General features: G+C 65.7%; 14 protein-coding genes. 10 read left to right on the top strand and 4 right to left on the bottom strand.

The features are described from left to right. Window positions 1-8 precede the first annotated feature (8 nt). The 4 genes from typA (at window position 9) to G566_RS0111990 (ending at window position 4721) form a co-directional block, all read left to right on the top strand. A complete protein-coding gene (gene typA, locus G566_RS0111975; protein ID WP_029131617.1) occupies window positions 9-1844 on the top strand; it encodes a translational GTPase TypA in 1836 nt (611 codons plus the stop codon). A 204-nt stretch (window positions 1845-2048) separates the two neighbouring features. Then, the gene (gene folE / locus G566_RS0111980; RefSeq protein ID WP_029131618.1) at window positions 2049-2645 is read left to right on the top strand and encodes a GTP cyclohydrolase I FolE; all 597 of its coding nucleotides are present in this window, start codon (window positions 2049-2051) and stop codon (window positions 2643-2645) included. A gap of 59 nt (window positions 2646-2704) precedes the next feature. Next, entirely contained in the window at window positions 2705-3259 is a 555-nt protein-coding gene (locus G566_RS14380) for a hypothetical protein (protein WP_022680912.1), read from the top strand. A 73-nt stretch (window positions 3260-3332) separates the two neighbouring features. After that, window positions 3333-4721, top strand: a complete 1389-nt coding sequence (locus tag G566_RS0111990; protein WP_022680913.1) for an MATE family efflux transporter — start codon at window positions 3333-3335, stop codon at window positions 4719-4721. Here G566_RS0111990 and G566_RS0111995 read toward each other — a convergent pair. After that, the gene (locus G566_RS0111995) at window positions 4681-6003 is read right to left on the bottom strand and encodes a flavin-containing monooxygenase (protein ID WP_029131619.1); all 1323 of its coding nucleotides are present in this window, start codon (window positions 6001-6003) and stop codon (window positions 4681-4683) included. The two genes, G566_RS0111990 and G566_RS0111995, sit on opposite strands and share 41 nt — an antisense overlap. Before the next feature lie 108 nt (window positions 6004-6111). Here G566_RS0111995 and zwf point away from each other — a divergent pair, with 108 nt between their 5' ends. Genes zwf through eda form a run of 3 tightly spaced genes read left to right on the top strand, consistent with a single transcriptional unit; the run spans window position 6112 to window position 9135 of the window. Continuing rightward, window positions 6112-7557 carry a glucose-6-phosphate dehydrogenase gene (gene zwf / locus G566_RS0112000; RefSeq protein WP_022680915.1) on the top strand — a complete coding sequence of 482 codons (1446 nt, stop codon included), beginning with the start codon at window positions 6112-6114 and terminating at the stop codon, window positions 7555-7557. Then, complete coding sequence (glk, locus tag G566_RS0112005; protein ID WP_022680916.1) at window positions 7550-8524, top strand: glucokinase; 975 nt, start codon at window positions 7550-7552, stop codon at window positions 8522-8524. The genes zwf and glk overlap by 8 nt, the downstream gene beginning before the upstream one ends. Further along, window positions 8524-9135 (top strand): bifunctional 4-hydroxy-2-oxoglutarate aldolase/2-dehydro-3-deoxy-phosphogluconate aldolase, encoded by a 612-nt coding sequence (eda, locus tag G566_RS0112010; RefSeq protein ID WP_022680917.1) that lies wholly within the window; start codon window positions 8524-8526, stop codon window positions 9133-9135. Before glk ends, eda begins: the two co-directional genes overlap by 1 nt. Here eda and G566_RS0112015 read toward each other — a convergent pair whose 3' ends face one another. Then, a complete protein-coding gene (locus G566_RS0112015) occupies window positions 9136-10605 on the bottom strand; it encodes a hypothetical protein (RefSeq protein WP_022680918.1) in 1470 nt (489 codons plus the stop codon). It abuts the gene before it with no gap. Then, window positions 10602-11351, bottom strand: coding sequence for an ABC transporter ATP-binding protein (locus tag G566_RS0112020; protein ID WP_022680919.1), 750 nt, complete (start codon window positions 11349-11351; stop codon window positions 10602-10604). Before G566_RS0112020 ends, G566_RS0112015 begins: the two co-directional genes overlap by 4 nt. Before the next feature lie 132 nt (window positions 11352-11483). Here G566_RS0112020 and G566_RS0112025 point away from each other — a divergent pair, with 132 nt between their 5' ends. Further along, the gene (locus G566_RS0112025) at window positions 11484-12701 is read left to right on the top strand and encodes a parallel beta-helix domain-containing protein (RefSeq protein WP_022680920.1); all 1218 of its coding nucleotides are present in this window, start codon (window positions 11484-11486) and stop codon (window positions 12699-12701) included. Beyond that, on the top strand, window positions 12698-13750 hold the full coding sequence (locus G566_RS14385; RefSeq protein WP_022680921.1) for an SO2930 family diheme c-type cytochrome: 1053 nt from the start codon (window positions 12698-12700) through the stop codon (window positions 13748-13750). The genes G566_RS0112025 and G566_RS14385 overlap by 4 nt, the downstream gene beginning before the upstream one ends. Here G566_RS14385 and G566_RS0112035 read toward each other — a convergent pair. Next, a complete protein-coding gene (locus G566_RS0112035; RefSeq protein WP_029131620.1) occupies window positions 13701-14942 on the bottom strand; it encodes an MFS transporter in 1242 nt (413 codons plus the stop codon). The genes G566_RS14385 and G566_RS0112035 overlap by 50 nt on opposite strands. Window positions 14943-15036: 94 nt before the next feature. On the opposite strand from G566_RS0112035, the gene G566_RS0112040 reads away from it, so the two are divergent. Continuing rightward, the gene (locus G566_RS0112040) at window positions 15037-15582 is read left to right on the top strand and encodes a DnaJ domain-containing protein (RefSeq protein WP_022680923.1); all 546 of its coding nucleotides are present in this window, start codon (window positions 15037-15039) and stop codon (window positions 15580-15582) included. The last annotated feature ends 57 nt before the right edge of the window (window positions 15583-15639 follow it).

A 15639-nucleotide genomic window follows, 5' to 3' on the forward strand; every position in this document is an offset into this window, starting at 1 on the left:
AGTACCGCATGTCCACCCGCAACATCGCGATCATCGCGCACGTCGACCATGGCAAGACCACCTTGGTCGACCAGCTGTTCCGCCAGTCCGGCACTTTCCGCGACAACCAGCGCGTGGCCGAACGCGCCATGGATTCCAATGACCTGGAAAAGGAACGCGGGATCACCATCCTGGCCAAGTGCACCAGCATCGAGTGGGCAGACGCTGACAACAATCCCTACCACATCAACATTGTCGACACCCCCGGACACGCCGATTTCGGCGGCGAGGTTGAGCGCATCCTGTCGATGGTCGATGGCGTGATTCTGCTGGTCGATGCCGCCGAAGGCCCGATGCCGCAAACCAAGTTCGTGTGCGGCAAGGCGCTGGCGCTGGGCCTGCGACCGATTGTCGTCGTCAACAAGATCGACCGTCCGGATGCGCGCGCCAGCGAAGTGCTGGATGAAGTGTTCGATCTGTTCGTGACGCTGGAAGCCAACGACGACCAGCTCGATTTCCCCGTCCTTTATGCCTCCGGCCGCGGCGGTTATGCCGGGCCGACCGACGACGTGCGTTCTGGCGACCTGAAGCCGCTGTTCCAGAAGATCGTCGATCATGTACCGTCGCCCAGCGGCGATCCGGAAGCCCCGTTCCGCATGCTGGTTTCGCTGCTGGACCGAGACAATTTCCTGGGCCGCATCCTGACCGGCCGCATCATGTCGGGCACGCTGAAGGTCAACAGCCCGATCCATGCCTTGAACCCTGACAGCACGGTGGCCGAGATCGGCCGCGCCTCGAAAATCTTTGCCTTCCGTGGCCTCGAACGGGTTGCCGTCGATCAAGCCGTTGCCGGCGACATCATCGCGCTGGCCGGCCTGACCAAGGCCACCGTGGCCGATACCATCGCCGAGCAGAGCGTGAGCGAAGCCTTGGCCGCCCAGCCGATCGATCCGCCGACCCTGTCGATGACCTTCAGCGTTAACGACAGCCCCTATGCCGGCAAGGACGGCAGCAAGGTGACGAGCCGCATGATCGCTGATCGCCTGGCCCGCGAAGCCGAAGGCAATGTGGCGATCCGCATCACCGAACTGCCGTCGAAGGACGCATTCGAAGTGGCCGGCCGCGGCGAATTGCAACTGGGTGTGCTGATCGAAACCATGCGCCGCGAAGGTTTCGAACTGTCGATTTCGCGCCCGCGGGTGATCTTCGGCACCGACGAAGCTGGCAAGCGCACCGAACCCTATGAAACTGTCGTGATCGACGTGGACGAGGCCTATTCCGGCACGGTTGTCGAGAAGATGGCGATGCGCAAGTCCGAGATGACCGACATGCGCCCCAGCGGCGGCGGCAAGACCCGCCTGACCTTCTCGGCCCCGTCGCGCGGCCTGATCGGCTATCACGGAGAATTCCTGTCGGACACGCGCGGCACCGGCATCATGAACCGACTGTTCGAGAAATATGGCCCGCACAAGGGCACGATCTCGGGCCGCGCCAATGGCGTGCTGATCTCCACCGAAAGCGGTGAAGCCGTGACCTATGCGCTGGGTTATCTGCAGCCGCGCGGCATATTGATGATCGGCCCTGGCGAATCGGTTTACCAAGGCATGGTGATCGGTGAGAACGCCCGCGAGGAAGACCTTGAGGTCAACCCGTTGAAGTCAAAGGCGCTCACCAACTTCCGTGCCAGCGGCAAGGATGATGCCATCCAGTTGAGCCCGCCCAAGAAGCTGACGCTGGAACAGGCCATCGCCTATATCGACGAGGATGAGCTGGTGGAGGTGACACCAAATCACATCCGCCTGCGCAAGATCCACCTCGATCCGAACGAGCGCAAGCGCGCCAGCCGAGCGCGTTCGGCGGGCTGACAGCCTATCCATTGGGAAAGAGTCGCAGCGGCGAGCAGTCGCTGCTGCGACAATGCAACGATTGTCTGGGGTCGCTGCAGCGCCTACCGGAGCCATCCCATTGTCCCCATCGGCCGCAGCGGGCCAGGCTGACACCGAGTTGGCACAGTCCTCGAGCTGGAGTTTTCCGCCATGAACGGTTCGATTTACGACGACGACAGCCCAATGGACGCGCCGGCGCCCGCCGATTTCGTCACCATCCCGCAGGCCGAAGCCGAAGATGCCATCCGCACGTTGATTCGCTGGACAGGTGATGATCCGTCCCGCGAAGGTCTGCTCGACACGCCCAAGCGCGTCGCCAAGGCGTGGCGCGAGTATACCAAGGGTTATGCCGAAGATCCCGGCCTGCACCTGTCGCGCACCTTTGCCGAAGTGGGCGGCTATGATGAGATAGTGATCCTACGCGACATCCCGTTCCAGTCGCATTGCGAGCATCATATGGCGCCGATCATCGGCAAGGGACACATCGCCTATCTGCCGCGCAGCCGCGTGGTGGGCATTTCCAAGCTGGCGCGCGTGCTGCACGGCTTTGCCCGGCGCCTGCAGGTGCAGGAACGGCTCACCGCCGAAGTGGCTGATTGCATCCAGCAGCATCTTGATCCCGTTGGCGTTGCCGTGGTGATCGAAGCGACTCACGCCTGCATGTCCGCCCGTGGGGTGATGACGCCGGGCGTTGTGATGACCACCAGCCGCATGATGGGCACGTTCCGCAACGAACACAGCAGCCGCAGCGAAGTGTTGCGCCTGATGGGGAAGGGCTGAACTGGCGTAGGGGTTGGCCGCGCCTTGAGGATTCGGCCTGACAAGGCCAAGCTGGGACGATGATCACAACCCCCGTCTTGCTGCTCCTGCTCGCTGCCCAGACGGCGCCGCCGCCACCATCGCCGCCATCCAACAGCGGGACCGAGCAGGTGATCGGGCCGGACAAGGGCGGCGTGGATGATGCGCTGGGCCGCGCCGCCACCCGCCCTTTGCGCGACCTGAACGTGATGAAGCCCAAGATTGCGCCGGGGCTGGCAGTGATCATGGCCAATCCCTATGCGGTGAACTCCCTGCGCACGTGCCGGCAGCTGAATGCCGAAGTGAACCGCATGGCAGGGCTGGTTGGCCCCGACGTCGACGATCCGGCGCTGGTTGGCAAAAAGGGCCGCAGCCCGGCCGAGCAGTTGTTCGATAACGCCGAGGGCATCACCGGCAGCCTGGTCCCCGGCCAGGGCATCATCCGGCAGATCACTGGCGCCAACAAGGCCGCACGCCAGGCCGCCGCTGCCCGGCTCGCCGGTCAGATCAGGCGCAGCTACATCAAGGGCATCATGAAGGCGCGCGGCTGCAGGCTGGTACCGGCGCCGCCCGAGAAGCCTGCTCCCAAGAAGTAACCACCCGCCGATTTGCCCGAATCTGCCGCGGCCTGTATGGCGAGCGGCCTCTTTCACCTTGGAATGACCCGCAATGACGGCCGCCATGGCCCCGACCGAGACGACCGGATCCGGCCTGTCGGCACTGCTGCGCCTTTCAGGGCCGGTTGTGGCATCGCGGCTGGGCATCATGGCAATGGGGCTGGTCGATACCATCGTGGTTGGCCGCTATAGCGCGGCGGAACTGGGTTATCACGCGTTGGCCTGGGCGGTGACCGGCGTGGTGCTGACCACCGCGCTTGGGCTGCTTTCCGGTGTGCAGGTGATGACCAGCCAGGCCATCGGTAAAGGCCGCGAAGCCGATACCGGGGCGATCCTGCGGCGCGGGCTGGCCTATGCCACGTGGATTTCGGTGGCGTGCGCGCTGTTCCTTGCCGTGACCGGCGGGCCGATGCTGGTGGCCTTCGATATGGCCCAGGGCCTGGCCGAAGGCGCGACCCTGGTATTGCAGGTGCAGGCGGTGTCGCTGGTGCCGATCATCGTTGCCGATGCCGGGCTGTTCTGGCTGGAAGCCCATGGCCGCGCCATTCCGGGCATGGTGGCGATGTGGCTGGCCAATATCGTCAATCTCATCGTCAATCTGTGGCTGGTGCCGGGGGACAATATGTTTGGCGTGCACGGGGCCGCGGCCAGCGCCTGGGCCACCTTTGCCAGCCGGCTGTTCCTGCTGGTGGTGCTGGCGGTCGTCATCCTGCGCTGGAGGCGCGCGCGGGAACTGGGCGTGCTGTCGCCGGCGCCGCGCGATCCCGTGGCAGCGCGGGCGATGCGCGCGGTCGGCTATGGCGCGGCGGTAAGCTACTTCATCGAAAGCTTGGCCTTTTCGGCGATGGCGGTGTTTGCCGGCTGGATCAGCGTCACGGCGGTGGCGATCTGGGCGGTGGTGATCAACGTGGCGGCAACAGTGTTCATGGTGCCGCTGGGGCTTTCGGTGGCGACATCGGTGCTGGTGGGCCGGGCCTATGGTGCGCGTGATCGGCGTGCCATGCTGGCTTCGGCCGGGCAGGGTTTCGGTGTGACAGCGGCGGTGCTGCTGATCGTGTCGCTGGGGGTGTGGTTGTTCCCCGAAGCCATTGCCGCGGCGTACTCCCGCGAAGCCGCCGTGGTGGCCGGCATCGCCAGCGCGATGATCCTTTCGAGCCTGTTCTTTGCTGCCGATGGCCTGCAGGTGGTGGCCGCGCAAGCACTGCGAGCAAGGTCAGACATCCGCGCGCCGGCGGTGATCCACATCTTTTCCTATGTGGTGGTGATGATGCCGCTGGCCTGGTGGTTGGGGGTGAAATCTGGCGGCGGTGTGGATGGGCTGATCTGGGCGATCGTCATCGCCAGCGCCTTGTCGGCCGTGTTGCTGTGGGGGCGGTTCGTGGCCCTGGGCCGCGCGCCGCTCACGCCGCCAGACGCGGCGCCCGTTTCGCTCCCCGTCTGATTTCGGCGGCCAGATCGGCCACATAAGGTTCGAAATTCACCTGCATCGTGTGGCGGCGGCTGGCGTAATAATGGCCCTGGTAACGCTTTTCCTCGGCCACGATGGTCTGTGCCATCTCCTGCGAGGACGGCAGCGCATAACGGCCGGCCAGAAATGCCGCCAGCAGCTTTGACTGCTGCTCGGCGAGATTCACCAATGTTGGCAGCGTCTGCGCCAGCCCCATGAACCACAGGCCGTGCAGGGCGGGATCGGCCTGCACCATTCGTTTGTAGAGCGGGATGTGATTGTCGGTCACCCGCGCGTCGTCGGGCGACAGGAACGGGAATTCGATGTTGTAGCCCGTCGCGCAGATGATCGCGTCCAGCACTTCGCGGCTGCCATCGGTGAAGATCACGCCGTCGCCATCGAGCCGGGCGATGGCCGGCTTCACGCCGATGTCGCCGCTGCCGACCCGGGTCAGGAACTCGCCGCTCACCGTGGGGTGCGCATCGAGCGGCTCGTGATCGGGTGTAGGCAGGCCGTAATCTTCCATGTTGCCCACCAGGCTTTTCACCTTGCGTCGCCCGATCCAGCGCGCGATCGGCAGCGGCAGCCACGGCGGCGCGGCCTGCTTGTCGGCGGGCACCCCGTTGAAATATTTGGGCAAGACCCACACCCCGCGCCGGGTAGAGACGAAGCACTTCTCCGTGATGCTGCGCTGACCGAGTTCGGACGCGATATCGACCGCGCTGTTGCCCAGGCCAACGACCAGCACGCGCTTGCCGATCAGGTTTAGCGGCTCGAACGGCGTGCGATAATCATGGGCGTGGATGATGGTGCCGTTGAACGGGCCCTCCCACACCGGGCGGTTCGGGCTCCAGTGGTGGCCGTTGGCCACGACGACCGCGCGATAAGCCTTGGTGCCATTCTTGGTGGTGACGTCCCAATTGCCGTCGCTGCGCCGCGCCACCTTCGTCACCGGCGTTTCGAACTGGATCAGGCCCCGCAGCCCGAAATGATCGACATAATCGTTGAAATATTGGGCGATCAGGCTGTGGTGCGGGAAATCCGGCCAGTCGGGGGGCACCGGATATTCCGCGAACTGCAGCCGCCATTTCGAGGTATCGATGTGCAGCGACTGATAGGCACTGCTCATGCCGTTGGGGTTGTTGTAGGCCCAGTTGCCGCCGATCCGGTCCGACGCTTCGAACCAGTCGAACACCACCCCCTCGTCGCGCAGACGCTTGGCGGTGGTGAAACCGGAACAGCCGGCACCGATCAGGGCAACAGGAAGCGGGCTCATGGCAACCATCCTAGGCAGATGTGGCGGACGCGCCACCTGACGCTTTGCAGGTGCCACCGCGGCCAATCGCCTTGCCGGCGGACACGCAATGCTGTTCAAGGCTAGGGCATGACCGCTGCCACATCCCTGCTGCTGTTCGGTGCCACTGGCGATCTGTCGCGGCGGATGCTGATCCCCTCGCTGTTTGGCCTGCACGGTGATGGCCTGCTTCACCCCGATCTCAGAATAATCGGCACCGCCCGTTCCACGCTCGACAGCGGCAGTTTCCGCGAGCTGGCGGCCAAAGCGTTGGAACAGCATCTGGAGGCGGATCGCCGCCCGCCTGCCGCGGTGGCCAGCTTCCTTGATCGGCTGGCCTATGTGCCGCTGGACGCCAGCCGCACCGAAGGCTTTGCCGCACTCGCCGCTGAAGTGGGCGATCCGTGCCGGCTGGCAATCTTCCTGTCCACCGCGCCCAGCCTGTTCGGATCGACGATTGCCGGGCTGTCGAGTGCCGGGCTGGCCTGTGCAGGCGCTCGCCTCGCGCTGGAAAAGCCGCTGGGCCACGATCTGGCCAGCAGCCGGGCGATCAACGATGCCGTGGCCGCTGCCTACCCCGAAAGCCAGATTTTCCGCATCGATCATTATCTAGGCAAGGAAACCGTCCAGAACCTGCTCGCCCTGCGCTTCGGCAACATCTTATTCGAACCGCTGTGGAACGCCACCGGCATCCAGTCCGTCCAGATCAGCGTCGGCGAGACGGTGGGGCTGGAAGGCCGCGGCGATTATTATGACGGCATGGGCGCCCTGCGCGACATGGTGCAGAACCACATGCTGCAACTGCTGGCGCTGGTCGCCATGGAACCGCCGGCGCGGCTTGATCCGGCGGCCGTGCGCGATGAAAAGGTGAAGGTGCTGCGCTCGCTCAGGCCGATCACCGCCCGCGAAGTGGAAAGCCACAGCGTGCGCGGCCAATATGGCGCTGGTGCCATATTGGGCCAGCCGGTGCCCGGTTATCTGGATGAGCTGGCCAAGCCTTCGGATACCGAAACCTTCGTGGCACTGAAGGCACATGTCGACAATTGGCGCTGGAAGGGCGTGCCTTTCTATCTGCGCACCGGCAAGCGCGTGCCGGAACGGGTGAGCGAGATCATCGTGCAGTTCCGCCACGTGCCGCATTCGATGTTCGGCGATGCCGCGTTGAAAGCCAACAAGCTGATCATCTCCATCCAGCCTGACGAGAATGTTGGCCTGCAGATGATGGCCAAGGTGCCGGGGCTGGACCGCGACGGGCTGAAATTGCGCGCCGTGCCGCTCGATATCGGCATGACCAACGCCTTTGCCGATGTGCGCCGGCGCATTGCCTATGAACGGCTGATGCTCGATCTGGTCGAAGGTCGGCAAACGCTGTTCGTGCGCCGCGACGAGGTGGAAGCACAATGGACCTGGATCGACGCCATCCGCGCCGGCTGGGCCCAGACCGGCATGGCCGTGAAGCCCTATGCCGCCGGCAACTGGGGCCCGGCCGCCGCCATTGCACTGACCGAGCGCGACGGCGTGAGTTGGCATGACTGAGCTTGTGGCCGCCGACATCGGTGGCACGCACGCCCGGTTTGCGCTCGCGCGGCTGGATGGCGCTGGCAACGTTGTGGCGCTGGATGAACCGGTGGTGATGCGCTGCGCCGAACATGCGTCGTTACAGATGGCGTGGGAGACCTTCGGAACCACCATTGGCCGGCCGCTGCCGCGTGCCGCCGCCATTGCCGTGGCTGGCCCGGTGGTGGGCAAAGAGCTGAAGCTGACCAACAATCCCTGGGTGATCCGCCCGGCAATGGTGAACAAGAAACTGGGCGTTGACGCCCATGTGCTGGTCAATGATTTCGAAGCTGTGGCCTATGCCGTAGGGGCCTGCGGGGAAGGCGCGTTCCAGCATATCTGTGGGCCCGATGTGCCGTTGCCCGACACAGGCACCATTTCCGTGCTGGGCCCCGGCACCGGTCTGGGGGTGGGCCTGCTGGTGAAACGCGGTGGCCCTGACTGGCAGGTGCTGCCCACCGAAGGCAGCCATGGCGATTTTTCGCCGGTGGACAGCCTGGAAGACGCGATCCTGGCGCATTTCCGTCGCCGCTTTGGCCGGGTTTCGGCGGAACGGGTGATTTCCGGGCCGGGCCTGGCCGACATCCACGCGGCGCTGGCGGCGCTGGACGATCGGGCCATCCAGCCGATGGACGACAAGACCCTGTGGAGCCTGGCCATGAGCGGTGAAGACAGCCTGGCTGCCGCCGCGCTCGACCGCTTCGCCCAAGCGCTGGGGACGTTCGCGGGCAATATCGCGCTAGCGCATGGGGCTGGCGGCGTGGTAATTGGTGGTGGGCTGGGCGCTCGCCTGGCCGATCATTTGCCGCGTTCCGGTTTTGCCGGGCGCTTTGCCGCGAAGGGCCGGTTTGAAACGCTGATGCGCAGCCTTCCCGTCAAGCTGATCACCCACCCGCAGCCCGGCCTGTTCGGTGCTGCCGCCGCCTTTGGCCGAAAGAAGCGATGATGGATATCGACAGCGTGATGGGCCTGGCGCCGGTGATCCCGGTTCTGATGGTGGACGATATCGCCCACGCCCGGCCGCTGGCGGAAGCGCTGGTGGCCGGCGGCCTGCCGGTGCTGGAAGTGACGCTGCGCACGCCGGTCGCGCTGGACGTGATCACCGAAATGGCCAAGGTGCCAGGTGCCGTCGTCGGCGCCGGCACGGTGATTTCGTCGGGTGATCTTGCCGCCGCGCTGGTGGCCGGGGCGCGCTTTGTCGTTTCGCCCGGCATCACGGCAGCGCTAGGATCGGCGGCGCGCACCAGCGGTGTGCCGTTCCTGCCTGGCGTCTCCAGCGCCAGCGACATTATCCGTGCCCAGGAAATGGGCTTCAACCGGCTGAAATTCTTCCCGGCGGTGGCCGCAGGCGGCCTGCCGATGCTGCGCGCGCTGACCGCGCCGTTTCGCAACGTGCGCTTCTGCCCCACCGGCGGCATCACGCTTGAAAGCGCGCCGGAATGGCTTGCGGACCCGGCCGTCGCCTGTGTGGGCGGCAGCTGGATCGCCAAGCGCGGCGAAACGGATTGGGCCGCGATCGAAGCGCGGGCGCGAGCAGCAGCAGCCCTGCGCGACTGATCACTCAGCCGGTTTCGGCCGGAACCACCACACGCCCGCCAGCATCAGCGCCGGCACCACCAGCACCGCCAGAGTCCACCAGCTGCCAGTCAGAATCAGCCGCGTTGCACCGGCGAGGCTACCCAGCAGTACGAATTCCCCCACCGCCATCAGCAGCGAACTGCGATAGCGTTTGCGAAAGGCGCTGCGGCGAGCGGGCGGCTGGGTCCAGGCCTGCATGGCCGCACTGGCGAGGCCAGCCACCAGCGCCATCGGCAGCATCACCGCCACCGCGACCGGGGACTTCGGCAGCACCACCAGCGCCAGCACGGACACCATCAGCAACGGCGGGGTAAGCGCCGCTGCCAGTTTGGCCCGAATAGCAACGCCCGGGCGCAAGGGGGCAGCCGCAATCAGATCGGGCGCATCTTCGGCGCACAGTACCAGCCAGGCCAGCGACGAGGATAAGGCGCCGGCCAGAAACACGCCGGCCGCCGCCAGCCGCGCCGGCGTCACCTGGCCATCGGTGAAGATCAGCGCCAGAATCGGCACCATGAACACCAGCTGCTGGCCGATCTGCGAAATCAGTTCCGGATCGCGACCCAGCAATTTCAGTTCCTTGCCGAACAACACGGCCGTGGCGCTGCCGCCAAAGCGCACCGCCCGGCCGCGGCGCGGCACATGGGGGGCCGCGGTGGGATCGGCCGGCGCTGCCTCCATCCGGCTCGCCGCCAGCCACGCCGAACATTGCGATGCCGCCAACGCCAGCCCCAGCACGGTGATCAGCGGCAGCGGCTGGCCAAACACCGCCTGCGCTGGCCAATCAAGCGGTGCGGGTGGGCGCTGTGAAAAATAGGTCAATTGGGCATCGAACCATTTGGGGGCAAAATTGGGCGCCTGGCCCAGCGCAAACACGGCCGCCGCGAGGCCAACCCCAGCCACCTGCGCCACCAGCTTGGCCAGCTTGGGGCCAAGCAGGCGATCCAGCAGCGTGGCGATGGTGAGCGCCAGTGCGGTCGCCACCAGCGCCACCGACATCACCACAAGTGGGCCGGCCACCCAGGTGACATGGCCAAAAGCCGCGGAAAACAGGAAGAAGGGCGCGGTGAGCAGGAGGAACGGCAGCGCCACCACCGCCTGCACGCCCGCCACCCGGGCCGCCACCACCCGAGCCACCGGCAGCGGCGCGGTGAGCAGCAATTCCAGCTCGCCGCGATCCCGGCCCAGCCGCAGCACATGGGCATAGGCGGAACTGACCATCACCAGCATCATGCCCAGCAGCACCGCGCCGACCGAACCGAGCGCGGCCAGCGGCAGATCGGCGCCGCCCCGCACACGCCACGCCATCACCGCACCGCCAGCAATCGGCAACAGCGCCAGCAGCAGCATGGCGATGATGCGCCCCCAGCGGCCTTCACGGCCACGCGCCTTCACCCGCACATCGTGCAGCACCAGCCACGGCAGGCTGCCCGGCCGCGCCAGCGCAATCATGCCGGCACGTCTTCCTGTGCCAGTTCAAGGAACAATTGTTCCAGCGTGGTGCCTTCAGCCCGGCCGGCGGAAAGCTCGGCCATGCTGCCTTCCGCCACCAGCTTGCCGGCGCGGATGATGCCAATGCGCTGGGCAATGCGTTCGGCCACTTCCAATATGTGCGTCGTCAGGATCACGGTGCCGCCCGCCGCGACCTGTTCAAGCAATATGTCCTTCACCGAACGCGCCGCGGCGGCATCAAGCCCGGTGAGCGGTTCATCAAGGATGAGCAGGCGTGGTTCGTGGATGAGCGCGCCAGCCAGCGCCAGTTTCTGCTTCATGCCGCGCGAAAAGCCTTCGCAGCGGCTGTCGCGCTTGTCCCACAGGGTCAGGCGCTTCAGCAAGGCTTCGGCGCGCGGTTCGGCGTCAGCAGCCGGCACGTTCCACAGGCCGGCGATGAAGGCCAGATACTCGATGGGTGTCAGCTTGTCGTACAGCAAGGGCTCGTCGGGCAGCCAGGCGATCAGGCGCTTGGCCGCAATCGGATCGGCCAGCGCATCCACCCCGAACACGCTGATATCCCCGGCGTCAGGGCGGGCGAGGCCCGTAACCATCCTGAGCGTTGTCGTCTTGCCGGCGCCATTCGGGCCCAGCAGCGCATAGATCTGCCCGGCCGGCACGACGAGATCGAGGCCATTCACGGCCAGAAAGCCGTCAAAGGCCTTGGCCAGGCCGTGGATCTGTAGGGCAGGAATCAGAGCGTGCATGGGCGCATCGATAACAAACCCCCGACGCCAATGCGATAAATGGGCGTTAACCGGACGAATTCAGGGGTTGAGTGGCACTGCAGAAGGGCGGAAAGTCATTCCCAAGAATAGGAACCGGGGAAGGATCACCACATGCGCATGGCGCTTCTGATTGCACTCTTGGCCAGTTCATCGCTGGCGCAGGCGAAGATGATCCACGTCGGGCCGGGCGGCAACGCCCAGGAAAAGTTGCAAACCGCGCTGATCGAAGCCCAGCCGGGTGACACGGTGCATATCGCGGCCGGGCGTTATGCGCTCGCAGATGGTCTGTCGCTCGATGTCGATGGCGTCACCGTTAAAGGCGACGGACCGGACAAGACCATCCTTGATTTCACCGCGCAGAAAGTCGCCGGCGAAGGCCTGCTGATCACGTCGGACAATGTGGTGGTGCGCGATCTGGGAATCGAGAATGCCGCCGGCAACGGGGTGAAATCCAAGGGCAGCGACGGCATCGCGCTGGTCAATCTCAGGGTGGAATGGACCGGCGGGCCGAAATCCACCAACGGCGCCTATGGCCTGTATCCGGTCAGTTCCAAGAACGTACTGATCGACCGGTCGGTGGTGAAGGGCGCTTCGGATGCCGGCATCTATGTGGGCCAGTCGCAGAACATCATCGTGCGGAACAGCCGGGCCGAAATGAACGTCGCCGGGATCGAGATCGAGAACAGCTATGACGCCGACGTGGTGGGCAACACCGCCACCAACAATGCCGGCGGTATCCTGGTGTTCGATCTGCCCGATCTGCCGCAACAGGGCGGCCGCAACGTGAAGCTGACGAACAATCAGGTGATCGCCAATAATCATGTGAACTTCGCCGCGCCCGGCAATATCGTGGCGGGCGTGCCATCGGGCACCGGCATCATGGTGATGGCCAATGCCAAGGTGATGGTGGAAAACAACCACGTGATGGGCAACAACGGCAGCGCCGTGATGATCGTCGCCTATACCCAGGCCTTCACTGACAAGGCCTACAACCCGCTGCCGCGCAGTGTATCGGTGGCCGGCAATCATTTCATGGACAACGGCAAGGCCCCGGCCTTTGCCGGCGGCAAGGAGATTGCCGCAGCCGTGGGCGGTACCATTCCGCCGGTGCTGTGGGATGGCATCACCCGCTATGCCGTGCCGGGCGGTGGCGGCGAGAAGCTGGCCGAGGGCGGCATCAACATCGATGCACCGGGCATCAGCCTCAATCTGGGCCTGCAAGGCACGCCAGCCACCCAGGCCAGGCCTGCGCCGATGCAGCAAAATCTGGTGGTGAGCACACGGCCCGCCATCGTGCTGCCGGCAGCGCTGGAGGCGCGCGCCAAGTGAGACGGATCTGGGCGGCGCTGTTGTTGCTGGGGGCGGCGCCTGCGCCCGTGGTGCAGAGCCAATTGCTGCTGACCACCGATGCGCCGCGGCTGGCTGATTATGGCCTGTTCGATGCCGCCGGCCACCCGGCGCCGGGGGTGCAGCCCTACACGCTCAACACGCCGCTGTTTTCGGATGGTGCGGAAAAATTCCGCTTTGCCTGGCTGCCGCCGGGGACGAAGGCGCAATATCGTGCGTTGGGCGCGCTGGCCTTTCCGGTGGGCACGGTGCTGGTCAAACGCTTTGCCTTCCCGGCTGATCTGCGGCAGCCCGCGAAAGATGTGCGCCCCATCGAGACGCGCCTGTTGATCCACCGGCCGGCCGGCTGGATGGCGTTGAGCTATGTTGAACAGGACGGCGGCGCCGTGTTGAAGCGCGCCGGCGTGAAAGTGCCCGTGGAGTTCATCGACAAGGCGGGCCGCGCGCAGGCCATCGATTATGCCGTGCCCAACCAGAACCAGTGCAAGACCTGCCACCAGGATGGCGAGGCGATCACGCCGATCGGGCCCACGGCGGGCAATCTCAACGGCAGCCTGCATGGCACCGGGCCGAACCAGTTGATGACATGGGCCAGATCGGGCCGGCTGGCCGGCCTGCCCGCTGATGGTTGGCCAAGGCTGGCACGCTGGGACAATGCGGCCGAGCCGCTCAACGCCCGCGCCCGCGCCTATCTGGCGGTAAATTGCGCCCATTGCCACAGTCGGGGCGGTTTTGCGTCCAACTCCGGCCTCTATCTGGTGCCGGAAGAAGTCACGCCGGCCCATCTGGGCGTGTTGAAACGTCCGGTAGCGGCCGGGCGCGGTTCGGGCGGGAATGAGTTTTCGATCCTGCCCGGCCAGCCCAACAAATCCATCCTTCTACACCGCATGACCTCGTCCGAACCCGGCATCATGATGCCCCAATTCGGCCGCGCGCTGGCCCATGACGAGGGGAACGCGCTGATCCGCAAGTGGATCGCCGCTATGCCCGACCCAGCCGATTCAGCGCCGGCAGCAGCGGCAGCACCGTAAGCCCGGCCAGCATCAGCACCAACGGCACACCCAGCCCTGCCCCCACGGCCGCGCCGGCACCGAGCACGGACGACACCTGGAACAGGCTGTTGATGATGTTGTTGGCGGCGATGGCGCTGGCCCGGCTGCCAGCCTCGCCCGCAGTTTGCAGCACGGCATAGAGCGGCACCGAAAACACCCCGCCGGCCAGCGCCAGCACGGTGAGATCGATCAACACACGCCAGCCGGCCAGCGTGGCAAAGAACGCCGTGACGTCCTTCGGCGCACTGCCCACCGCGCCGATGGCGAACCACAGATCAATGCCGGCCAGCGCCATTGCCAGCCCGGCGGCACCGCACAGCCGAGTGGAAATGCGCCCCTTCAGCCAGCGCCCCACCGCCACTGATCCAGCCGCGATACCCACCGAAAAGGCCGCCAGAAACAGGGTGGCGACACCTTGCGTGGCCCCCATGTCGTTCTTGGCCAGCGGCACGAACTGGCTGGTGTAAACCGCGCCCAGCGCCCAGAACCAGCTGATCGCCAGCGTGGCGATGAGCAGCCGGCGATTGGCAAAGGCATGGCCCAACGCTGCGCGGCTGCTCGACACCGGGTTCCAGTTCAATGTGCGCCCCGGTTCGGGCGGCGCCGGCGGAATGAAGCGCGACGCCAGCCAGCCGAGGCCGGCAATGGCGAGCGCGATCGGCCCGACCGCCTGCGTTGCCAGAAGGCCGCCAGCGACCTGGCCGAGCAGGATGGCCACGAAGGTTGCACCTTCCACCAGGCCGGTACCGGCGATCAGTTCCTGCGGCTTCAAATGCTGGGGCAGAATGGCATATTTGACCGGGCCGAATAGGGTTGAATGGCATCCCATCAGGAACACCACGACCAGCGCCAGCGGCAGCGACCCAATTGCCAGCGCCGCCCAGCCCAATGCCATGAAGGCGATCTCGGAAAGCTTTACCAGGCGTGTAATCCCGGCCTTGTCACGCGCATCGGCGACGGAACCGGCAATGCCAGAAAACAGGAAGAAGGGCGCGATGAACAGCCCGGCCGCCGTAGAGGCCAACAACGCCGCCTGTTTGGGATCAGCCGCCGCCACATCATAGGCAACGATGAACACCAGCGCGGTACGGAACAGATTGTCGTTGAAGGCGCCCAGGAACTGGGTGGCAAACAGGGGGCCGAAGCGCCGCGTGGTCAACAGGGCCAACATCTGGCGCGAGCCATGCCCGTTTGTGCCGCAGCCGTCCAGACTCGCAACGGCGGCCGGCATGGCATAAAAGGAGCGATTGAGGAGACGCGGGCACGTGCCAAAACAGCGGCGCAACGATGATTGGGGCTTCCCGCGCTGGCGGGATTATGGCGCTGAACGCGCCGCCACCACCGTGCGCCTGTGCGATCGCGACGGGTGCACCAACGTGGGTGACCGCCCTGCCCCCAAGGCGCCCAACAGCCCGGAACGCTGGATGTTCTGCCAGGAACATGCCGCTGAATATAACGCCGGCTGGGATTATTTCCGCGGCCTGACGCCAGAAGAGGCCGCCGCCCGCGCGGCTTCGGAAGACCGGCAGCGCAATTATCGCCGCGCCAGCCACTGGGAATGGGGCGGCGAAGGCGATGGCAGCCGCAGCCGCGCTGAACTTGATGCGCTGAGGGTGCTGGGGCTGGATGCCGACGCCAGCACCGATAGCATCAAAACCGCGTGGCGTACGGCGGCCAAGGCCAGCCACCCGGACGTGGCCGGCACGAGCCCTGAAGTGGCCGAGCGGTTCCGCGCCGTGCAGGCGGCATGGGCGGTGTTGCAGGCTGCAGATGCCGCGCGCGCCCAAGCCGCCGAACGCGATGCACGTTAGAAAGCCCAGCTTTCGCAAGCACAAGAAAAGCCGGGGTTGAGCAAAACCGGCCAACGC

This window comes from Sandarakinorhabdus limnophila DSM 17366 (genome assembly GCF_000420765.1).
Lineage (GTDB): Bacteria > Pseudomonadota > Alphaproteobacteria > Sphingomonadales > Sphingomonadaceae > Sandarakinorhabdus > Sandarakinorhabdus limnophila.

Excerpts from the sequence above, each read along its gene's own strand:
- G566_RS0112025 (WP_022680920.1), top strand. The coding sequence starts at position 11,484 with ATGCGCATGGCGCTTCTGATTGCACTCTTGGCCAGTTCATCGCTGGCG.
- G566_RS0112020 (WP_022680919.1), bottom strand. The coding sequence starts at position 11,351 with ATGCACGCTCTGATTCCTGCCCTACAGATCCACGGCCTGGCCAAGGCC.
- G566_RS0111995 (WP_029131619.1), bottom strand. The coding sequence starts at position 6,003 with ATGAGCCCGCTTCCTGTTGCCCTGATCGGTGCCGGCTGTTCCGGTTTC.
- typA (WP_029131617.1), top strand. The coding sequence starts at position 9 with ATGTCCACCCGCAACATCGCGATCATCGCGCACGTCGACCATGGCAAG.
- G566_RS0112015 (WP_022680918.1), bottom strand. The coding sequence starts at position 10,605 with ATGATTGCGCTGGCGCGGCCGGGCAGCCTGCCGTGGCTGGTGCTGCAC.
- G566_RS0112035 (WP_029131620.1), bottom strand. The coding sequence starts at position 14,942 with ATGTTGGCCCTGTTGACCACGCGGCGCTTCGGCCCCCTGTTTGCCACC.
- folE (WP_029131618.1), top strand. The coding sequence starts at position 2,049 with ATGGACGCGCCGGCGCCCGCCGATTTCGTCACCATCCCGCAGGCCGAA.
- zwf (WP_022680915.1), top strand. The coding sequence starts at position 6,112 with ATGACCGCTGCCACATCCCTGCTGCTGTTCGGTGCCACTGGCGATCTG.
- G566_RS14380 (WP_022680912.1), top strand. The coding sequence starts at position 2,705 with ATGATCACAACCCCCGTCTTGCTGCTCCTGCTCGCTGCCCAGACGGCG.
- glk (WP_022680916.1), top strand. The coding sequence starts at position 7,550 with ATGACTGAGCTTGTGGCCGCCGACATCGGTGGCACGCACGCCCGGTTT.
- eda (WP_022680917.1), top strand. The coding sequence starts at position 8,524 with ATGGATATCGACAGCGTGATGGGCCTGGCGCCGGTGATCCCGGTTCTG.
- G566_RS0111990 (WP_022680913.1), top strand. The coding sequence starts at position 3,333 with ATGACGGCCGCCATGGCCCCGACCGAGACGACCGGATCCGGCCTGTCG.